The sequence below is a fragment of the Nocardia sp. NPDC057455 genome (assembly GCF_042802775.1).
Classification (GTDB): Bacteria; Actinomycetota; Actinomycetes; order Mycobacteriales; family Mycobacteriaceae; genus Nocardia.
Genome location: NZ_JBHVDM010000066.1, coordinates 1 through 15,421 on the forward strand (window position 1 = coordinate 1; position 15,421 = coordinate 15,421).

Consider the following 15,421-nt stretch of genomic DNA (forward strand, 5'->3'; position numbering starts at 1 on the left):
GGGCGGGGCAAGCTTCCGTCGGAAGGCGGCTGGAGGAGACCGCGGCGGCGGAGTTCGTCGCGAACGGCGTCAGCGGTGTCCGATGTCAGAACGGGACCGTCGCGCAGGACTTTCTCGACGGTCGATACCCCGACGCCCGCCGCGCGAGCCACTGCTGCGCGGGTGATCCGGCCCGTATAGCCGATTTCTGCGGCCACTGTGAGTACTAGTTGTCTGGTGTGGTCGTCGACGCTGCCGCGTCCGTTGCCCAGCACTTTGTCGACTGTCGTCAAACTGACGTCCGCGGCACGGGCCACGTCCGGCTTCGTGACTTGATTCCAATACCCGAGCCGCTCGGCTGCCTCCCGCACCTGCGCGACGGCTTGCTCGGCGACCGCGGACCGGCCCCGCAGCACCATCTCTACGATGTCGGTACCGACGCCGAGCTCACGGGCGACGTCGGCAACAGCTGCTCGACGCTCGGCCTCCAGTCGCTCCGCTGCGGCCGTCGCCTCCGGATCGAGTGTGACAGGGACAGTCTCGGCGTCCTCCACCTCGGGCTCGGGAGCACTGTTGTTCGGTTCCGCCGGCGCCTGCGGCATCAATCTGTCGAGCGCACCGCGCTGCAACAGGCTGATTGCCGCGCCGCTCTGCCGCGCGTTCATTGCCTCCAGGATGAGCCCGCGCTGATTCGAATTCAGTCGACGCCACCGGTCGACAATCTCGCCCGCGACGCCCCGCAACCACTCGCCGACATCCGATTCTTCCGGAACCGGCCACCGATGAGTATCCGCGAAGCCGAAGACAATGCCGTTGACCTCCTGCGCCAGCAGCACCAACGGCGCGGTGTCCCGGCTGGGCGCGGCCGGAACGCCAAGCCTGCCGAGCACCTCGTTGAACGTGTCCCGTCCGTACTGATCGCGTAGCGCTCGAAGCGCCGCCGCATCACCGCGCTTCGCCCGGTGCAGGGTCGTGTCTGTGCCAGGCTGCCCCGGCCTTTCCAGATCGTCCGCGGTCGAATTCGACGACCGGGCCGCGTCTTCAGAGGTCAGGGCCTCCGCCCGATCGCCGCCAGGCGCCTCATCTCGAACGGACGGGCGCGATAACCGGATCTCCATCCAGACCGTCTTGCCCGGCTGTCCATCCCGTGCCAGATCTACCCCGCGCGCGGTCGTGAGCTCCGCGATGATGCCGGAGCCTCGGCCGTGGGTTCCGGCCGCGCGCTCGCCCAATGCGAACGGGTCCGAGTCGGCGGCGTCCAATTCGGTCAGGGTGAAAGCGGCCAGCAGCGCCTCCTCGGCGTCCCTGTCGACCGCGGTCAATGGCGCCGCGTCGTCGTCCTGCTCGACAGCACTCTCCGGGCGCCACTTCGGCAGGCCGCGTGAGGTGTCGGCGACTTCAACCCGCAAAACGTCGTCGATCAACCACGCCCGTATCGCCGCGCCGCCCTGTTTCGCATAGAGGCCGACGTTGCCGACCACTTCCGATACCGCTAGCTGAACGTCGTCGATCTGCCGGTCATCCGCGCCCGCGCGCTCCAGCAAGTCGCCGATCATTCGCCGGGCCCTGGAGGTACCGGCCTGAACTTCACCGCGCTCCAGCACCAATTCCGCGGCAGGCTCTGACGTGACCTTCGACGGGTCGGTTTGCCCAGGGGACGCGAAGAGCGTGAAGTACCGCGTTCGTTCCCCGTTCGCGCGTAACTCGAAGCCCCATGTGCCGGCCAACCGCTCTACGAGTTCGATAGCCCGGCCGGAGTCGGTCTGCGGAACCGCCTGCTCGTCACGAGCCGGAGTTTCCCGGCTCTGGTCGGTGACTTCGACCGATACCCACCGGGCGTGACCCTCGCCGCCGTTCGTCGCCCGAACCACCGCTGTCCCTTGCGCAGTCCCCAGAAGTGCCGCGATCACTGCCTCGGCTGCCTCGGCGTGATCCCCGACCGGCCAATCGCGCATCACGGTGTCTTGCAGCTGCTGCCGCAGCTCTCGAGCCCGTTGCGCCGCGATGTCGGCGCCGTTGTCCGGCTGTTGCGTGTTGGAGCCGTCGGGTGGCATCGCGGCGTGGCCCCATTCCGCGCCGCTGTCGGGATTCCGGTTGAAGCCCATCGCCCAGCGGGGAACGTCGCGGGGTATATGGGTCGCCGATACATGGTTTCGGGCGGTCAGCCCAAGTGCCGCATCTTGATCCAGGTCGTAGTAGGCGTCTACCGCGCCATGTGGTGGCCCCGTACGCCGGCGGCCGACGGGAGCGGCGCCGCCCCCTTCCGGCGGCGTATCACCTTCGGTGCTATCCGCCGACACGGTGAAAGGTAGGAGGCCTGCGCGAAGCGCCGCGGCCGCCATTCCCGCGCGATGATGAGTGCCCAGCTTCTGATTGATGTTGTACACGTAAGTTTTCGCGGACTGGCGGGTCACGCCGAGCGCCTCCGCGATCTCGTTGTCGTCCTTTCCTGCCGCGACGTGGGCGAGGACTTCGGCTTCGCGAGGAGTCAGATCGGGTGCGCCGGCGGCGGCTTCCGCCACGCCGGTGACGACGGGTCTGGGCGGCAGGATGCCCGTGCGTATGGCCACCGCGACCGACGCGGCGCGGGTTCCCACACCGAGCTTGCGGTTGGTCCGAGACGCGTACGACTCCACGGTCTGCTGGGTCAGACCTACTTCAGCGGCTATCTCGGCGCTCGTCATGCCTGCCGCGACCAGGGCGAGAACCTCGAGTTCGCGGGCGTTCAATTTCGGCAGAACAGCGTTGGGATCGGCTGCTTCCACCGTAGGTGAAAGGATGCCCGTGCTCACCGCCACCGCGACCATTCCCGCGCGCGTGCTCGTGCCGAGCTTGTCGCCGATGCGGTCCGCATGGGAATTCACGGCGTCCACCGAAATCGTGAGCGCCGCCGCGATTCGAGGGCTCGATTCGCCATCTGCGACCAGTGTCAGGACCTCGATTTCGCGAGGGGTCAACTCGGGAAGGGGGGAATGGGCTGGGTCGGCGTGGTTCTCCCGTGTGTGCGGCAGAATGCCGCTTCGGATAGCCGTCACTACCGCCGTCACCCGATCCGCGGCGCCGAGTTTGTGTTCGATGCGCCCCAGGTGAGCCCGGACCGTGGTTTCCTTCAATCCGAGCAGGACACCGATTTCTCGGAGCGACTTGTCTTCCGCGACCAGCTGGAGCTCGGTGAACTCGAGATCGGTCAGCGTGCCGGTGCTGTCGAGCGGCTCCATCGGCAACAGACGGACGAATGTCTTGATCGCGTCGCCCTGGAGAGGTGAGATTTCTCGGCCGTTCTCGACCGCGGAGACGACGTCGATGACGCGTCTGCGCACGAGCGGACTCAGGTCACCGAGAATGGCCAGATCAAGTGCATCCATCCGGCCCAGCGCCTGGCTCACCGGGTGAAGCTCCCCCGCACCCTCAATTTGCCGATAGGCGGCGGTGATCCCATCCCTCACGCGAGTGAAGTCCCGAGGAAGACCGACCCTTTCTTGGTCCTGCTCCGGTACCGGTCGGATCGCGCTGGTCTGCTGCCGACGCGCATGGCTGGAACGATCGTCAGAGTTCTTCGCATCGGACCGCACGCCCGGTGTCGGCGCGAAGACAGGCGTCTTCGTCGGACTCTCGGGCGGCGGCTGCGGTGGGGGAGGAGGTTGTTTCTTGCGTCGTCTGGATTTGTCGTCCGGCGCGGCTCCCATTTGGGTGACCAGGCGCTTCCGCTGCCTCTTCCCCTGTGGTTGTGGGGCAGGTTGAAGGTGCGGCACTCCGCCTACGGCGGGAAGGCGGCTGGGGTCCTGGTCGTATTCGAGGGAGTGCGGGTTCAGCTGCGGCGCTGAGGGTTTCTGGGGAGCGCCGGGGGCCTCGGGGTTGGGTTCGGTGGCGTATCGCGACGGCATGGCGAGTGACGCGGGCGGCTTACCGAGCCCGGCGTCCAGACCGGTTTCCGGCGCGGCGAGATGGCGATCCGACAGGGGATTGGTGATGTCCGGGGGACGTGGTGATGTGGAGTCGGGGTTGTCCGGGTTCTGGTAGGCGCGGCCCAAGCCGACGGAATCGATAGGCAGGGGAGTCAGCGCGGGCGGGCGCGGTATGACGGGTATGGCGTTGTCGGGTGGTTCGTCCTCCAGCGGGTAGGAGACGCCGGGGATGGTTACGTAATCCCCTGACGGCTTCTTTTGGACACTGTGGTCCCGAGGGTCTTGCCAAACACTGTGCTCGCGCGGGTCTTTCTGGACGTTGTGCTCCCGGGGGTCGTCCACGACGGTTCCCGGTGGGGTGGGGAATTCCTCTGGATCGGCGTCGGGTTCGTCGTCGCTGTCCGGGCGGCCGGTCGCGGCGACGGGGGCCGGTGGTGTTGTGGCGGGCTGTGGGGTCTCTCCGTGGTCGTTTGTCGGGGATCCTGTCGGTGGAGTCGGCGTGCTCGTGTGCCCGGTAGGACCATCCGGTGTGTGGCCCGACAGCGCCGCCGCTCCGGCGTAAGGGAGGGGGTTCAGCGGGGATGCGGCAGAGGGGGTTCTGCCCGCTGTTGCTTGCGCGGAGGTGGCGGAAGGTTCTCCCGGTGACCTGGTCTGTTGCGCGGTTTCGGTTCCGGCGCGACCGGCAGGGTGCGGGTTGTCCGGGGTGGACGGCGGGTGCGCGACGGAGTTGCCGGCGTCGGGCGCGGGGTGGGTCGAGGCCGATGGTGGGGAACCGGGACCGGACTTCGAGGAGACAGGGTTCGTGCCGGTGCTGTTCGCGTCGGTTCCGGGGCGCGGTGGGTTCGTCTGCGCGACCGGGTTGTTCGCGTCGGCGGCGGGGCGTGCGGTGGCCGCCGGTGGTGTGACCTCTTGTTTCGGTGCACTCGGCGGTACGAGCGGATTGTTCGCATCGTGAGCCGGCGATACCGGTGGTGTGACGTCGACGGCTGGTTTCTGCGCAGGTGCCGAGACGGTGGGATCGATCGCGTCCGGCTGTTGCGGGTTCGACGTGAGTTCGGCTGTCATTCGGGCGAACTCCGCGTCGACGTCGAGGAGCGGTTGTCCCTCGTGGGCGGGGGCCCCCTCCTCCAGCGTTGCACCGGCCGGTCGGGGTCCGGGCAGGTCTGGGCCGTTGCCGGCCGTCTGTTCCGGCGGCGACACCATGTACAGGGTTCCGTCGGCTCCCTGCTCGATCATGAACGGATCGGTGTAAGGCCCGCTCCCGTCGAGGACTTCGGCGCCGAACGTGGGGATGTCCGATTGAGTGACGGTCCCTTCGGTGATCACATCGATGCCCCGCTGGTCCGGACGCACCTGAGGATCGCTGATCCGGAACTGGCGGGTCTGCATCGGTGTGGCCGAGCCGCCTTCGGGAGGCGCGGCGACGGCGGCCGAGCTACGCGCGACTGCCGTATCGCCCCACGCCGGGAACGAGCCGCCCCGGCCCGGGGACGAGGGCTGCGATGGTCCCCCCGACGGGTGGTTCGGCGCGTGCCCGGGCAATGCGGTTCCGCCGTTTCCGTCCGGCAGTGGCCCAGGGCCGTCGCCTGTGAGGAATCTGGCGAGGTCGTTGCGCTCCGATCCCGTCGCGTTGTCGAACAGATCGCGGAAGATCTGCTCGCCCTCCGCCATCATCTCCGGAGTGAGGCCGTCCGGCCGGTCCACCGAACCATCGCCGAACCCGGCCTCGGGCCCCCTCGCTCGCGGCGAACCCACCTCGCTGGTGGTGGAAATGCCTTCGGGGCTCGCCGTTCGCGTCTGCGGCGGCTGACCATCTCCGGACGCGGAAATCCTGGTCAGCGGCCCGGCGCTGTCGGGGGGCAAGCCGGAATCCGATGACACTCCCCGTCCGGGCATACCCGTGTACGCACCGGCCCGCGCCGCCCGCACCGATGCCCCGAGCGACCCGACGAGGCCGGAGCCGAACCCGGTCCACACCATGGTGGCCAGGTCCTTGCCACGCATTTCGCCCTCCGTCAGAGCGAATGCGGTCAGGCCGCCCGCCAGACCACCGGCCATACCGCCCACGCCGCCCGCGGCCACGGTGCCGAGTACCCGGCCGCCCACTCGCATCGCCGCGGGCGCGACACGACGGCCGACCTCGACACCGACCAAACCACCGACGGCGCCTGCTGCCGCTCCGATCTTGACCTGCTGCCAATCCACCGCCTTCCGGTGGCCTTGCGCGATCTGAACACGCTGCGCGAGGTAGGGAACTCCACCGCCGATCGCCGTCCCGAGGAAGACGCCTTTCGAGGCCAGCACGAGTCGCGGGTGCTCGGTGACGAACCGCGCGGCGCGGGTCAGCATGGTCAGCACCAGGTCGCGCTTGGCGAGTTCCATTCCCGCCCTCGCCTCGGCGCGGTCGGCGATCGCCTTCACGATGCTGCCGGGCGGAGGCATCGCCATATCGATGATCACTTGGGCCAGCAGCGCTCCGGCGATGCCGATGAGGACATACTGCTGGTACTCGATGGCCGTCGCGTTGTCGTACAACTGCCGCGCCATGGCGTTGTTGAATTCGATCTGCGCCTGGATCTGGTCGATGATCTTGCGGTATTGCTTCTGGATCTCCGTACCGGTCTCGCCCTCGACCGCCTTCTCCAACTGCTCCACCGTCGGCTGGAGCTGACGCAGCACCACGACGAGCCCGTTCGCCGCGTCCGACCAGGTGTCGGCGCTGCGTCGCATCGCCTCCGGGTCCCCCTCCGGAAAGTGTCCCAGCACCAGGTCGGTCAGCCATTGGGGAAAGTAGTCCGGAATCTGGACCATCAGGCGCTCGATCGTCCGCGCGCGTGCTCGACGACCAGCCGGTGCAGCACTTTCGCCGGTCCGCAGGCATCCTCGCCGTGCAGTTCGACTTCGGTGAACCCTTCGACCACCGCCGTTCGTGGGTCGAAGCGATCACCGGGGAAGCAGGCTCGGATCAGTTGGGCACGCCACTGCCGGTAACCACGGACGATCGCGGCCAGCGTGTCGTCGCGGTTCCACGGCCCGCTGATGCGTTGGTACTCCATGAGCAACGACCGATGCGCCGACTGCCGGACATGAGGACCCGCCCCCGCTTCGAGTATCCGGCCCAGGTCGCGCACGATGGTCGAATACATCGGTCGCGCATCGGACCCGGCTACCCGCTCACCCGATCGAATTGCGGTCTCGACCTTTTCGGAAAGCAGCGCCGGATTCGCCACCGTGACCCGGTCGAGCAGAATCCAGCCGCCGGTGACCGGATCCTTTCCCTCCTCGGGCGCGCGATCCGACACCACGCGGGACACCGCGCCGTCTCGGAGATCGGTGATCTCCAACCCGGCCGCCTCGATGAAGGGATACCTGCCGAGGACGCCGTCGATGGCCGCCGCGATCTCGTCGACCGTGCGTTTGGACACGCCGGAGGCCTCGAATCCGGTGATCCGGAGGCCATGGCGAGCGGCGAGTTCCTGCGCGGCGGCCACGGCGTCCGGGTCCGTCCGTACCAGGGAGCGCTTCGCTTCCGCCGGGACCGGCTTCGGCTTGCGCCGTTTCGCGTCCTTACCAGGTTTTCCAGGTTGTGCCGCGTCGGGCCGGGGACCTTTGCGGCGCGGCGGGTAGGCCTGGCCCGGTGACGGCCCGCCCGCGTTTCGCGACCACGGGGTGCCGGGTGCGTTTCGCATCCAAGGCGAATCGGTGGGTGGCCTGGTCCATCGGCCCTCCGGTGTCCGTTGGACGGCCGCCGGTGGGTTTGTGCCCGGCTTGGGTGTCGCCGCCGCAGGGGGTGGGTCGGCGGCGGGAGGGGTGGCGGTCGCGCGGGACGCCGGTGGCGGCGCGGCTCCTCGCGTTGTCGGCGTTGCCCGGTCCGGGACCGAAGGCGTCGGGGACGAGTTGGGGAACGGCTCTTGCCCCGGTGAGCCGGAGCTGTCGTTCGGGCCGTAGTCGCCGGGGTTCGTCCGGCCGGGCGAGATCGGGTCGGCGGCCGGTTGGTAGCCGGGCTGCTGGGTCTCCTGCGCAGCCGTGGGGTCGTACGCCGTCGCGGCGGGATCGGAGGCCGGAGCGGGGGAGTTGTGTGCCGGGTAGGGCGCGGTGTCGCGAGCGGAGCTGGGCTCGGCGGCATTCGGCGTGGAGACGGGCTGATAGGGCGATGGGCTCTGCCACTGCGGTCCGCCGAACGGAACGCTGTCGACCGGATCGGAGCCGAACGGGTCCTGATCGCGAAGTTGGGAGCCGATGTTCTGGTCCTGGTTCTGCAGGACATTACCGGCGTCCGCGACGCTGCTGCTCATCCCGCGCAGATTGTGGACCAGGTTCTCGAAGCCGGTGATGCCCTTGTCGGCCGCGGGCTCATAGCTGTCGCCGAAGATCCGGCCCGGCTCGTCGTCGCCCCAGCACTTGCCTTCGGCGGCGAGCCTCTGCTTCAGGCGCGCGAGTTCCTCCTGCGCCGCGTCGGCGATGGCGGCGAGTTCCGGGGTCAGCGCTCGCAGCAGGTCCGTATCCACCCGCAACGATCGACCCATATCCCGGCAAACCCTTCACCCTGCCTCAACGACACCGAGAGAAGATATTGTCCTCTGGGACCTTCTCCGGCCCCGTGTCGTCTCTTCCCGAAGCTGGGAACGGCCGAGGGTGGGATCAGCTCGATTGTGTATGCGCGGGCCGTGAATCGGCCGGTCACGTGCGGCGGTCGCCGGTCGCGAGCGGGCCGACCGGCCCTGTTACTTCTGCGGCGAACTCAGCGACGGTTGGTGCAGGTCGAAGTAGGCGACGTCACCCATGAGGGCGTTCTCCTCCTCGAACAGCGACCGCAGATCGTCCGGTATCTCGATCTTCTCGTGTTCGCGGGCCTCGGCTTCGGAAGTGAAGTACACCGTCTCGACGAATCCGTCGTCGCCGTAGGTCGCCAGCGTGCCGCCGAGGATTTCCGGGCGCACCTCGTGCACCCGATCGCCCGACTGGGCCAGTATCTCGCGCATCCGTCCCGCGTCCCGGGTGTGGCCCTCCATGACCTGCACGAATCCGGCGCGGTCGGATCCGCCACCCATCCACTGCGTGACTTCGGCGCAGTCCATGAACGTGACCGGTCCGTCGAAGCACTGCTCGGTCTCCCGCCACCAGGCGCCTTGCTCCGGGCGCGCGCTGTTGCGGCGGGCGGCCTCCTCGGATTCGAAGCGGGCGAGCGCGATGAAGGTGCCGTCGTCGCACAGCCCGCTGGTGGTGCCGAGATAGCCGACGGCTCCCGGTTGCAGCTCCTCGTTCCAGCGATCCATGCATCGACGCAGCCGGGCGGGGTCGGCGGCCTTGCCTTGTATGACTTGGATGAACATCGGTTCCTCCTCGGTGCGGAGCGATCACTCCGCGGTGTCGCCGGGCCGTCGCATCGTGGTCCACCGAGGGCGGGACTCCGCACGGCCCGCGATCGCGGCCGGCGCACAGTCAATCGTTCGCCGCTCGGATGCCGCACGCAAGTGCCGGGCGCCGTGCCGGCGCGGGCGAGCCGCTCGGTATCGATCCGGGAGGAGAGCGTTCGTCCGCGCCGAGGGGCGCAGCACGCAGGATGAATCCGGCCGAGAACTCGCAGCCCGGGTGCTCGTGGCAGACGCCGTGCCGTAGGAGGTCAGGCGGCGGGGAGGGGCGTGTGAGCGCGGCAGGAGGCTTCGTTGTCGCGTTCTGTGATGCGGACGTACAGCCGGATCAGCACGTCGCGCAGGGTGAGGCCCAGCTGCGCGGCGTGCAGGGCGGCCAGTTCCAGCGCGAGGTCGCTGGTGAGCGTGCCGGGATCGCTGAGTATTTCGTCCAGCGCCATCCCGCTGACCGCCTGCTCGCGGGTCAGGACGACGGAGGGCAGCCAGCTGAGTTCCCACGACGCGCCGGAGGTGTATGGCAGCAGCCGGGCGTTTTCCGGGGTGATGTCGCTGGTGATGATCGAATCGGTGATGTCGAGTGCCATGATCCGCTCTCATTCACTCTGTTTCGGGGTGACGGGGGACCCGCCGCTCGTCGGGTGCGGTGACCGTGCCCGGACGGGGTGGACTCGTCCGTGCCTCGGTCGCATCGGTGTGCAGGCGTCAGGTGATCGGCGCGTGCGATGCGGCGGGGTGGTCACACCTGGCCGCGAATGAGGCCGGGCCGCGCCATGACGAGGTATCCGTGAACCGGCACCTCCTAGAGTTATCGGGTCACCGAGGCCGGCGCGGTCGGAAACCCTTGCGCCGAGGCCGAATTGCGGTGACTTCGAGTTCAAGGCTAGGGGCGGCCACCGCATGCTGTCAACGAAGCTTTAGCGCTTCGTGATGATATTGCATAAGCTTTGATGCCGCTCAATGAGCGAATCGCTCAATACGCGACCTGAATCCGCGCGATTTTCTGGCATAGCCCGTCGGCGGAGTCGGCGCGGCACGTTTCTGCGCCTGTGTGGCAATCCTTCCTGGCAAGGGCGTCGGATACGGCTGGATCTCTGGTTGGCAACGAAATTCAGCGAACGCGATTCATCGGATGCCCTTTGCCACCTGATGATTAGAATGACGCATCGTGACATGCCGTGAGCATGCGTACGCACGGCGCAGGATGGGAGGCACGGGATGGCTGACGTGGGCTCGGATGAGCAGGTCGGCAACCTGGTCCGCAGGCTACGACTGGAACGCGGCTACACCCAGGCGGCGCTCGCCACCCGAGCGGGCTGTTCCCGCAGCCTGATTCAGCAGATCGAGAACGGCAGCCGGATTCCGCCGCTCGCGCTGCGGGAACGCCTGAGCCTCGCCCTCGGCGCGGAACTGCCGACCGACGGCAGCGCCGATCCCGCGACCGATCCGACCAGCAGCGCTTACTACGACTTGCGGATGAGATTCAACGTCCTGCTGGGCAAGGACCCCGAGTTGGTGTCGCGCGCACTGGGTATCGCGCAAAGCCTGATCGACGCCTCCGGCGCGCGAGCGGAAATCGAACCGCTACGCCTGGTCGCCGATCGGCAGCTGGAACGCGCCGAGGAGATCCTCGCGCAGATTCCCTCGCGCAGCGCCACGGTGTGGGAATGGAACACCGTCATCGACTGGCTGACGATCCTGGAGCAGGCCACCACCGCGGTTCGCGCGATCCATACCGCGGACCTGGGCACGATCGGCGGCGACGTCGGCGACGACTATCACGCGGCGATCCTGCGCCTGGCCGACAAGACCCATCCGCCGAAGATCGACGTGCGGCGGATGTACGTGCTCGACGACATCTCGGACGTCTGGCCCTATGACGACAAGCTGTGGAAACAGGCGCGATCGGGCGTGGAGAGTGTGCTGGTCAAGCGTGAATACGCCCGCAACGCGCAGAGCATGCTGGTGGTCGACGACCGCTACGTCGCGGTGGGCGAGTACGACTACTCGCGCCAGGCCAGGGTGGCGACGCGCTTCTCCGCGCTGAAACACGACGTCGCGTTCGCGGTCCGGCGGTTCGAGAAGCTCTACGACCTTCGACGCGCCGGTTCGGCCATCGTGGTCGACCAGATCGTCGCGCAACCGCCATTGGCGGAGTTCGAACGACTCGCCGAGGGCAACTGTCGCAACCTGTTCCGCGCCGCGCTCCAAGAGAAATGGAACACCATGCCCGCACCGGGCGACTCTTCAGAAGGCGAGGTTCCGTGACTCAGAGCCACGTGCTCACCGATCCGCTCGCCGACCTGGCGACGCTGACCAATCGCTCCGAGGCCAGGAAACGGCAAGTGCGCGGGCACGTTTCGCGGGATGCCCGGTTCGCGGGGACCGGCGGCCTGCGCTACTCGGGTGTCATCGACGCCTACCACGGCGAAACCGGCCGGGCCCCGGACGCGCACGCCGTCGCGGCACTGGACCGGGCGTGGCGAGAGAGCCTGCACATCGCGCCCTCCGCGGAGTATCTCGACGGCAAGCTCTACGACAAGCGCCAGCCGTTGATTCTGCGAGAGCTGGCGGCTCGCAAGCTGTTCGAGCGCCTGTCGCATCCGGTGGAAGGGGTGCCCGGCGTCCGGGTGCGGGCGGAAGAGGTGATCGTCTGTCCGTATTCGAGCACGATGCTGCTCGAGGAGGCAGTCGCAAGCCTGGCCAGGCCCGGCGGTGTGATCGTGTGCCCGGAGGGCTTCTACAAGAGCTCCAGCATCCACGTGGAGAAATTCGGCTTGCGAATCGTGTCGTGCCCGGTGGCTCCGGACGACGCGTTCAAGATCGATCCCGCCCGGCTGGCCCGCTGCCTCGACGAGCTGCGTGCGACGGGCGAACTGTGCGGCGTGCTGCTCACGCTGCCGGGCAACCCGGTGGTCGCGGACTACACGGCCGCCGAGTTGACGGAGATCGGCCGCGTGCTGCTCGACGGCGGTGTTCCCGTCATCTGCGATATGGCCTTCGACCGGCTGGTGGCCTCGCACATCCCGATCGCCGCGCTGCACGTGCAGACCGAGCAGGGCATCCGGCGGTTGTACGACGTGGTACTGACCATCACGGGAAATTCCAAGGGTTACAACGCCTTCGGTCCATGCAAGATGGGTGCCGCGTGCACCGGCGACAGCGCGTGGCTGGAGCGCATCCGGGAACGGCTCACCATCTCGTTCCAGCGCGAGACCACTCACTTGGCTCGCGCGATCCTCGAGCACACCCCCGAGGACTACTTCGACCGCAACCACGCGCTGATGCGCGCGCAGATCGAGCGGGCGTGCGGCCATATCGCCGCGATCAACACCCGGCTCGGGGCCGACGTGCTGCGACCGCTGGGCAACCCGGAAGGGATGTTCGTCTCGGTGGTGTTCGATCGCGTGCTCCTCGACGCGGCGGGCGTGCGCACGAGTGCGCAGGTGGAAGACCTGTTGCTCGCCGTGTCCGGCGTCGACAGCGTCGCGCTGGATCGCACCGGATCGCTGCGTCCCGGCGTCCGGTTGAACGTTCTCGCTCCCCGCAAAGCGCCGCGGCAAGAATCGCCCGCTTTGCTCGAGGAACTCTTCGACCGGCTGGAGCAATTGATCCGCGACATCGCCGGCGGGCTCACCTATCGCGGCGCGCTCGCCGATCGCGGCCTGACCGCCCTCGTCGCGGAATCCACGGTCACGCGGTGATCGTCGGGGTGCTTCGTGAGACCGCGCCACGGGAGACTCGCGTAGCGCTCACGCCGGATGGGGTGCGCGAACTTTCGACGGCGGGGCTCCGAGTGCTCGTGCAGGAAGGCGCGGGGCGAAGTGCGGGATTCACCGATGCGGCCTACCGTGCGGCAGGCGCGGACGTCGTCGGGGATGGCGTGACGGTATTCGAGCGCGCGGGCGTCGTCGTCTGGGTGAAACCGCCCGCATACGACCTGGATTCGATGCCGTTGCGCGCGGGGACGACGCTGGTCGGCTTCCAGGATCCGCACTATCGTCGCGCCGAGATCGATCGGTTGCGCCGCCGCGGCATCGAATCGGTCGCCTTCGACCAGGTGCCGCGCGACGACTCGACCACCGAGATCGATGCGCTGTCCGGCATGAGCCGGATCGCGGGTGCGGAGGGTTACGCCGAAGGCAGGCGACTGCTCGCCCCCGCGCGGCTCACCCGCCCGATCCGTGCCCTCGTGCTGGGGTGCGGGGCGGCCGGGCTCGCCGCGATCGCGGCCGCGCGCGCGTTCGACGACGAGAAGCCGACAGCGGTCGGCAACCGCCTCGCGCAACGGGCGGCCGCGTTCGAGGCGGGCGCCGGGCAGTTCGTGCCGAACCGGGACGACAACGCGGCGTTGCTGGAATCGCTCGCCGCGACGCCGCCCGACCTCGTCGTCTGCACCGCCGTGCACCGCGGATCCCCCGCGCCCCGCCTGCTCGGGCAGGCGGCGTTGCGTCTACTCGGCCCGGGGACAGTGATCGTGGACCTCGTGGCCAAGGCGGGCGGCAATTGCGTCGCGACCGTTCCGGACCGGACGGTGACCCTGCCCAACGGTGTCGTCGTCACCCATCGCTCCAATTACCCGGCGAGCCGTCCGGCGTCGGCCAGTCGTGCCTACGCCGCGGCGACGGCCGCCATGGTGCTGCGGATCGCCGAGGAGCGCGGAAGTCCCTTGACGCTCGACGAGAACGTGTTCTAATTTTTGGCATGCGCAGATTTGACGGCCGCCGCGTGGTGGTGACGGGAGCGGGATCCGGCATCGGTCAGGGCATCGCCTTGCGGTTGCTGGACGAAGGGGCGCAGCTGGTCGCCGCCGACATCGATGCGGCGGGCCTGGCCACCACCGCGGACAAGGTGGGCGACGGCGCCGAACGACTGCGAACGGTCGAGGTCGACACCGCCGATCCGGAATCGGTGCGCACCGCGATCGGAACGGCGATCGAGTTTCTCGGCGGGCTGGACGTGCTGGTCAACGCGGCGGGCATTCTTCGCCCCGGGCGGACCCACGAGATGCCGCTCGAGGTGTGGAACCAGGTGATCGGGGTGAATCTCACCGGCACCTTCCTGATGACCCAGGCCGCGTTGCCCGCTCTGCTGGACACCGGACGCGGGGTGGTGGTCAACATCTCCTCCACCGCGGCGTTCAGCGCGGCGCCCTACCTGGCCTCGTACGCGGCGTCCAAAGGCGGCGTGAACGCCTTCACGCACGCCATCGCCTTGGAGTACGCCAAACAGGGCTTGCGCGCGGTGAACATCGTGCCGGCCGGCATCACCAGCGGTATCACGACGAAGTCCATCCTGGCTCAGCCCGAGGGTTTCGATCCGCAGTTGTTCTCCCGGATGACGGGCTGGCTGAACGGGGGCGCGCTGGGTAGCCCCGAAGACATCGCCGGCGTGGTCGCCATGGTCGCCTCCGATGACGGTCGGTACATGACCGGCACCGAGATCCGGGTCGACGGCGGCGCGCTGATGTGAGTCAGCGGGGCGTCGCCACCAGCAGGTGGTGCGGAATCGGCGTATTCGCGAGCCGCCGGTGCTCGACCGCGCAGCCCGCCTGTTCCAGCACCGCGATCACCTCCGGCACCGGGCGCAGGGTGAAGCCGTACGACGTGAACGGCAGCTTCGCCATCGCGTCCGGATCACCGATGCCGATCACCAGACGACCGCCCGGCCGGACAACCCGCGCGAGTTCGGCGCAGGCGGCCGGCAGATCCGGCACGAAGTAGACGGTGTTGACGGTGATCGCGGCATCGAGGCTGTCGTCCGGCAAGGGCAGCGCGGTGAGCGACCCCTCGAGCAGTCGCAGGTGACCGGACTCGATGTCGCCGCGGTGACCCGAGCGGGCGCGTGCCAGCATGTCCGCGGAGATCTCGACCCCGTGCACCACACCGTCCGCGCCGACCCGATCGAGCAGCAGGGAAAGGCCTGCGCCGCCGCCGAATCCGACGTCGGCCGCCGTGCTGCCAGGCGCGACGGAGGCCGCCTCCACCGCCCCGGCGATGGCGGCCTTGTTGCCGCGATCGAGCACGAAAGCGATACCTCTGCCGAGCACACCGTGGGGATTCCCGAGCTGACCGGCAAGGGTGGACAACAGGCGGGTCCGAACGGAACTCATGGGCGCCATCGTATCGGCACGGGCCGTATCGGACGGTGCCGCGAATACTGTTCCCC

The 15,421-nt window shown here is 68.5% G+C and carries 9 protein-coding genes; 4 read left to right on the forward strand and 5 right to left on the reverse strand.

Annotated elements, in window-relative coordinates; genetic code table 11:
• The 4 genes from ACFU5M_RS23825 to ACFU5M_RS23840 all read right to left on the reverse strand — a co-directional run.
• Positions 1-6,695, reverse strand: a 6,695-nt coding sequence (locus ACFU5M_RS23825) for a LuxR C-terminal-related transcriptional regulator (protein ID WP_379052728.1), incomplete at its 3' end; no start/stop codon positions are given.
• Positions 6,695-8,410: a hypothetical protein gene (locus tag ACFU5M_RS23830; RefSeq protein ID WP_379052730.1), complete on the reverse strand. Its 1,716-nt coding sequence runs from the start codon at positions 8,408-8,410 to the stop codon at positions 6,695-6,697. The genes ACFU5M_RS23830 and ACFU5M_RS23825, both read right to left, overlap by 1 nt.
• Before the next feature lie 198 nt (positions 8,411-8,608).
• Positions 8,609-9,217: a hypothetical protein gene (locus ACFU5M_RS23835; protein WP_379052731.1), complete on the reverse strand. Its 609-nt coding sequence runs from the start codon at positions 9,215-9,217 to the stop codon at positions 8,609-8,611.
• A gap of 290 nt (positions 9,218-9,507) precedes the next feature.
• Entirely contained in the window at positions 9,508-9,840 is a 333-nt protein-coding gene (locus ACFU5M_RS23840) for a hypothetical protein (protein WP_379052733.1), read from the reverse strand.
• Between the two features lie 631 nt (positions 9,841-10,471).
• On the opposite strand from ACFU5M_RS23840, the gene ACFU5M_RS23845 reads away from it, so the two are divergent.
• Genes ACFU5M_RS23845 through ACFU5M_RS23860 form a run of 4 tightly spaced genes read left to right on the forward strand, consistent with a single transcriptional unit; the run spans position 10,472 to position 14,725 of the window.
• Positions 10,472-11,521, forward strand: coding sequence for a helix-turn-helix transcriptional regulator (locus tag ACFU5M_RS23845; protein WP_379052735.1), 1,050 nt, complete (start codon positions 10,472-10,474; stop codon positions 11,519-11,521).
• Complete coding sequence (locus ACFU5M_RS23850; protein ID WP_379052736.1) at positions 11,518-12,957, forward strand: pyridoxal phosphate-dependent aminotransferase; 1,440 nt, start codon at positions 11,518-11,520, stop codon at positions 12,955-12,957. The genes ACFU5M_RS23845 and ACFU5M_RS23850 overlap by 4 nt, the downstream gene beginning before the upstream one ends.
• On the forward strand, positions 12,954-13,949 hold the full coding sequence (locus ACFU5M_RS23855) for a hypothetical protein (protein WP_379052737.1): 996 nt from the start codon (positions 12,954-12,956) through the stop codon (positions 13,947-13,949). The genes ACFU5M_RS23850 and ACFU5M_RS23855 overlap by 4 nt, the downstream gene beginning before the upstream one ends.
• A gap of 8 nt (positions 13,950-13,957) precedes the next feature.
• Positions 13,958-14,725, forward strand: coding sequence for an SDR family NAD(P)-dependent oxidoreductase (locus ACFU5M_RS23860; RefSeq protein WP_379052739.1), 768 nt, complete (start codon positions 13,958-13,960; stop codon positions 14,723-14,725).
• Position 14,726: 1 nt separating this feature from the next.
• On the opposite strand, the gene ACFU5M_RS23865 is transcribed toward ACFU5M_RS23860, so the two are convergent.
• Positions 14,727-15,365: a class I SAM-dependent methyltransferase gene (locus ACFU5M_RS23865; protein WP_379052740.1), complete on the reverse strand. Its 639-nt coding sequence runs from the start codon at positions 15,363-15,365 to the stop codon at positions 14,727-14,729.
• Positions 15,366-15,421: the final 56 nt, after the last annotated feature.

Coding starts and splice junctions, on each gene's coding strand:
- ACFU5M_RS23830 (WP_379052730.1), bottom strand. CDS start 8,410: ATGGGTCGATCGTTGCGGGTGGATACGGACCTGCTGCGAGCGCTGACC.
- ACFU5M_RS23835 (WP_379052731.1), bottom strand. CDS start 9,217: ATGTTCATCCAAGTCATACAAGGCAAGGCCGCCGACCCCGCCCGGCTG.
- ACFU5M_RS23840 (WP_379052733.1), bottom strand. CDS start 9,840: ATGGCACTCGACATCACCGATTCGATCATCACCAGCGACATCACCCCG.
- ACFU5M_RS23845 (WP_379052735.1), top strand. CDS start 10,472: ATGGCTGACGTGGGCTCGGATGAGCAGGTCGGCAACCTGGTCCGCAGG.
- ACFU5M_RS23860 (WP_379052739.1), top strand. CDS start 13,958: ATGCGCAGATTTGACGGCCGCCGCGTGGTGGTGACGGGAGCGGGATCC.
- ACFU5M_RS23865 (WP_379052740.1), bottom strand. CDS start 15,365: ATGAGTTCCGTTCGGACCCGCCTGTTGTCCACCCTTGCCGGTCAGCTC.